Origin of the sequence: Gordonia sp. (in: high G+C Gram-positive bacteria), from assembly GCF_047606305.1 — a bacterium.
In the GTDB taxonomy this organism is placed as follows: Bacteria; Actinomycetota; Actinomycetes; order Mycobacteriales; family Mycobacteriaceae; genus Gordonia.
This window is the reverse complement of sequence record NZ_JASGER010000081.1, coordinates 1-5,313: the sequence shown is the minus strand read 5'-3', so window position 1 is coordinate 5,313 and position 5,313 is coordinate 1. Positions and strand designations below refer to the sequence as shown.

4 protein-coding genes are annotated in these 5,313 nt (G+C 70.8%); 1 reads left to right on the top strand and 3 read right to left on the bottom strand.

What is annotated here, in order from left to right:
* Nucleotides 1–896: hypothetical protein (locus tag QM634_RS12235; protein WP_415043055.1), on the bottom strand; the 896-nt coding region annotated here is incomplete at its 3' end.
* Between the two features lie 70 nt (nt 897–966).
* Between QM634_RS12235 and QM634_RS12230 the strand changes: the two genes are divergently transcribed.
* Nucleotides 967–2,157 (top strand): M20 family metallopeptidase, encoded by a 1,191-nt coding sequence (locus tag QM634_RS12230; RefSeq protein ID WP_415043054.1) that lies wholly within the window; start codon nt 967–969, stop codon nt 2,155–2,157.
* A 1-nt stretch (nt 2,158) separates the two neighbouring features.
* Here QM634_RS12230 and clpB read toward each other — a convergent pair whose 3' ends face one another.
* Both clpB and QM634_RS12220 read right to left on the bottom strand, forming a co-directional pair.
* Nucleotides 2,159–4,753, bottom strand: a complete 2,595-nt coding sequence (clpB, locus tag QM634_RS12225) for an ATP-dependent chaperone ClpB (protein ID WP_415043053.1) — start codon at nt 4,751–4,753, stop codon at nt 2,159–2,161.
* A 136-nt stretch (nt 4,754–4,889) separates the two neighbouring features.
* Nucleotides 4,890–5,313: hypothetical protein (locus tag QM634_RS12220; protein WP_415043052.1), on the bottom strand; the 424-nt coding region annotated here is incomplete at its 5' end.

Genomic DNA, 5,313 nt, shown 5'->3' with positions numbered 1-5,313 from the left:
GCCGGCGGCTGCCCGCCCGGCTGGAACGGGTTCCACCCCGGCTGCGCGCCACCGGGTGCCGGCTGCGGTCCACGACCCGCGTCGGGCATCGGCGGGCGCGGCGGCACCGGGTTGAGGGTGGTCTCGGGTTCGGGGTGGCCGCCCTGCGGTGCGGGGTAGCCCGGATCCTCCTGCTCGACGGCCTCGCGGCGACGCTCGTCGCGCATGTGGTCGGTCTTCTTGTCGGCCAGCTCCGCATTCGTCGGGCCGTGCGGATCGCGCGGGTCGGGCGCATCCTGCGGGTCCACCGACGGCGGCAGCACGCGCAGCAAGTCGGCGAAGCGGTGCACGACGTCGAGCGTCGTGTCGAGCCGCTCCGGGTCGTTGGTGAGCGGCATCGCGCCCAGGGCCCACTTGCCCTCGGTCCACAGCACCTCGATGTAGGCGGGGGCCGCGTTGGCCAGCGCGATCATGCGACGGTCACAGACCCGTCGGGCGACCTCGAGGTTGTTCGAGAACATGACGCGCGGGCCCATGGCGCCGAGCAGCTCGACGTCGGTCTCCGCGGGGGCCAGGACGTCCTCGTGGCGCAGGTCGATGATGACCTGGGACGCGGCCTGGCGTCGCACCGCGACGATGGTCGCGGTCTCGGTCAGGTCGAACACGACGGCTTCGGCGCCCTCGTAGTCGCCGAACGCGACGTCGCGGACCTCGACGTGATCGGGGACGTCCATGCCCGCCCGGCGGAAGACGCGGCGCAGCTTGGTGTCGGACTCGCGGAAGGTGAAGCCGTGGGACTCGCCCCACACCTCGCGGTGGCGTCGGGTGACCGACGAGCGCTGGTGGTCGAGCCACAGCAGGACGCCGGCACCGGCGAGCGCGATGGCGGCGATGAGGAAGTACACAAGTGTGGTCATCGCCTGCCACCTTACTATCGGAGTACATGCGTATCGCAGCCTTGACCACCAACCCCGTGAGGAGACGTCCGTGACCTCCTCGCTGCCGGTGGCCGAGCAGGACCTGCTCGCGCGGATCTCGGCCGACGCGATCGTCGACCTGACAACCGCCCTGATCGCCGAGCCCAGCGAGAATCCCGGTGGCACCGAAGCCGGTACGGTCGGCGTCCTCGCCGACGCCTGCCGCACCGCGGGACTGGGCGTCGAGGTCGTCGAGGCCGCGCCCGGTCGGCCGAACCTCATCGCCACGCTGGGCGAGCGATCGGCCCGCGGCACCGTGCTCTTCCTGGGCCATTCGGACGTCGTACCCGCGGGTGACGGGTGGACCGCCGACCCCTTCGCCGCACAGGTTCGCGACGGACGTCTGATCGGCCGCGGCGCCACCGACATGAAGGGCGGCCTGGCGGCGATCGTCGCGGCGATGTCCGCCCTCGCCGATATCGGCATCGACGGGCGGGTGGAGTTCGTCTGCACCGTCGACGAGGAGGCCGGCGGGCTGGGCGCACGGTCGTACGTCGCCTCCCGTGCCGATCGCGCCGACGACGTCATCGGCGCGATCGTCGCCGAGCCCACGGCATTGCGCGCGGTCCACGCCGGACGCGGTACCGCCAACGTCGACGTCGACGTCAGTGGCAAGGCCGCGCACTCGGGCCGGCCCGACGACGGGTGCAGCGCGATCGCCGTCGCCGGCCAAATCCTGACGGTCATCGCCGACGACGGGCGCCGGTTGGCCACGAACCCGCACCCCGACCTCGGACCGGCCACCTGGAACGTCGGCACGATCGTCGGCGGTCAGGGCATCAACGTCGTGGCGGCGGACTGCCGGATGGGCGTCGACCGCCGCCTGCTGCCCGACGAAGAGATCGCGGTCGTCGCCGACGGTCTGCGCGCGCGGATCGCCGACCTCGCACTCCCCGACGAGGCGTCGGTGACGGTGACCGTCGACTCGGAGACACCGGCCTTCGCCACGGCCCTCGACCACCCGATCACCATCGCCGCCGCCGACGCGCTGACCGCTCTGGGCCGCGACCCGGTGCCCCGCGTGTGGAGTGCCGCCTGCGACGCCGGCTTCCTGTACCGCGACCTGGGGATCGCCTCGATCGTCCTCGGCGCCGGGGACATCAACACGCAGGCGCACCAGGTCGACGAGTCGGTCCCGGTCGACGACCTGGTCACCGCCGCGCAGCTGTACGCGCTCATCGCGCGCCGGCTGGTGGGCTGAGCTACTCGGCCTTCTTCTTCGACGCGGCGCCGGACTCCCCACCCGAGGCGACGGTCAGCGACTCGCCGTCGCCGGCCACGTCCACCACGACCGTGTCGCCGTCGCGGATGTCTCCGGCGAGCAGCGCCTTGGCGAGCTGGTCGCCGATGGCCTGCTGCACCAGGCGGCGCAGCGGGCGGGCGCCGTAGAGCGGGTCGAAGCCGCGCTCGGCCAGCCACTCCTTGGCCTTGCCGGTGACGTCGAGCGTCAGGCGCCGCGCCTCGAGCCGCTTGTTCAGGCTCTTGAGCGCGATGTCGACGATCGTCACCAACTCCTCCGGGCTCAGCGCGTGGAAGATCAGCACCGCGTCGAGGCGGTTGATGAACTCCGGCTTGAACGCCGAGCGGACCGCCGCCATCACCTGCTCCTCGTCACCACCGGCGCCGAGGTTCGACGTCAGGATGAGGATGGTGTTGCGGAAGTCGACCGTGCGGCCCTGGCCGTCGGTCAGTCGCCCCTCGTCGAGCACCTGCAGCAGCACGTCGAAGACGTCCGGGTGGGCCTTCTCCACCTCGTCGAAGAGGATGACGGAGTAGGGCCGGCGGCGGACCGCCTCGGTGAGCTGACCGCCCGACTCGTAGCCGACGTATCCCGGAGGGGCGCCGACCAGCCGCGCCACGCTGTGCTTCTCGCCGTACTCGCTCATGTCGATGCGGACCATCGCCCGCTCGTCGTCGAAGAGGAATTCGGCGAGCGCCTTGGCCAGCTCCGTCTTGCCGACGCCGGTCGGTCCGAGGAACAGGAAGGATCCCAGCGGCCGGTTCGGGTCGGCGACGCCGGCCCGTGCGCGGCGCACCGCGTCGGAGACGGCCTGCACGGCGTCGGTCTGGCCGACGACGCGCTTGCCGAGTTCGTCCTCCATGCGCAGCAGCTTGGCGGTCTCCCCCTCGAGCATGCGACCGGCCGGGACGCCGGTCCACGCCGACACGACCTCGGCGACGTCGCCCGGCCCGACCTCCTCCTGCAGCATCACGTCCTCGTCGGGGTCGGTGCCGGTCTTCTCGATCGCGGCCTCGAGCTCCTTCTCCAGCTCCGGGATCTGGCCGTAGCGCAGTTCCGCGGCACGGCCCAGGTCGCCGTCGCGCTCGGCCCGATCGGCCTCGCCGCGCAGCTGCTCGAGCTTCTCCTTCGAGTCGCGGACCGCATCGATCGCCGACTTCTCGCTCTGCCAGCGCGCGGACAGCTCGTTGAGCTTCTCCTTCTGGTCCGCCAGCTCGGCGCGCAGTTTCGCCAACCGCTCCTTCGAGGCCTTGTCGGTCTCCTTCTCCAGGGCGACCTCCTCCACCTCGAGGCGGCGCACGGTGCGCTCGACCTCGTCGATCTCCACGGGCCGCGAGTCGATCTCCATGCGCAGGCGCGACGCGGCCTCGTCGACGAGGTCGATCGCCTTGTCCGGCAGGAAGCGCGACGTGATGTAGCGGTCGCTGAGCGTGGCGGCCGCGACGAGCGCGGAGTCGGTGATGCGGACGCCGTGGTGCACCTCGTAGCGCTCCTTGAGGCCGCGCAGGATGCCGATGGTGTCCTCGACCGACGGCTCGCCGACGTACACCTGCTGGAAGCGGCGCTCGAGCGCGGCGTCCTTCTCGATGTACTGGCGGTACTCCTCGAGCGTGGTCGCACCGACCAGCCGCAGCTCGCCGCGGGCCAGCATCGGCTTGATCATGTTGCCGGCGTCCATCGCCGAATCACCGGTGGCACCGGCGCCGACGATCGTGTGCAGCTCGTCGATGAAGGTGATGATCTGACCGGCCGACGCCTTGATCTCGTCGAGGACGGCCTTGAGCCGCTCCTCGAACTCGCCGCGGTACTTCGCCCCGGCGACCATCGCGCCGAGGTCGAGACTGACCAGCGTCTTGTCGCGCAGCGACTCGGGCACGTCGCCCTCGACGATGCGCTGGGCCAACCCCTCGACGACGGCGGTCTTGCCGACGCCGGGCTCGCCGATGAGCACCGGGTTGTTCTTGGTGCGCCGGCTCAAGACCTGCACGACGCGGCGGATCTCCGAATCGCGGCCGATCACCGGGTCGAGCTTGCCCTCGCGCGCGGCGGCGGTCAGGTCGGTGGAGTACTTCTCCAGCGCCTGGTAGGTCGACTCGGGGTCGGGGCTGGTGACGCGGGCGGTGCCGCGCACGTTCACGAACGCGTCGCGCAGGGCGTCTGGCGTCGCACCGTTGTTCACCAGCAGCTTGGCCGCGTCCGAGTCGCCGTCGGCGATGCCGACGACGAGGTGCTCGGTCGACACGTACTCGTCACCGAGTTCGGTCGCGAGCTTTTGCGCGGCCGAGATCGCCGCGACGGATTCGCGCGACAGCTGCGGCGGCGCACTCGCGCTCGCCACCGTCGGCGCCCGGTCCACGATGTCCTGGGCCTGGCGCTTGATCAGCGACGGGTCGGTGCCGACCGCCTTGAGCAGCGGCGACGCGATGCCGTCGGTCTGTTCCAGCAAGGCCACCAAGATGTGCGCCGGCCGCACGTCGGAATTACCCGCGGCCGCAGCGTTCTGCACGGCGGCCTGGAGTGCGGCCTGGGCCTTGGTGGTCGGGTTGAAGTTGTCCACTTCGGTTGCTACCTCTCCTCTGACCTGCGGATTCTCACCGCAGGAAAGTTTAGTCTTTCGGACTCAATTTCGTCCGTCGAAGAGTGCAACCGTGTGCTAGTTGAGTCTATTCCGCTCAACTAGAGGGATTTTCGTCCTAGCGGACGTTGATCACCGCCGAGCAGGTCGGCGCCGGGATCGACCACAGCGGGTTGTTGTTGACCGTGCGCAGGACCAGGCGCACCGGGCCGCGTCCGAGCGAGGACGTGCGGATGGTGATCTGGTGCGTGCCGGTGTACGGCGGCGACACGTGCCGGTTGGAGAACCGGACGCCGCGCTGACCGGTCCGCAGGTTGCGGAAGTCCATGCGCATGTGCGAGTCGTAGCCGACACCGACCCACAGGCTGGTGAACTCCGTGGTGAGGTACGTGTTGCCCGCGTACTCCGACACGATGACCCGGGTCGGGTTGTACGGCAGGTCGACGATGTTCGGGCTCGGCGCGGTGCAGCTGGTCAGCGGGTAGACGCGGTCCGCGTGGGCCGCGCCGGCGCCGACGGCGGCGGTCGCTCCGGCCAGGGCG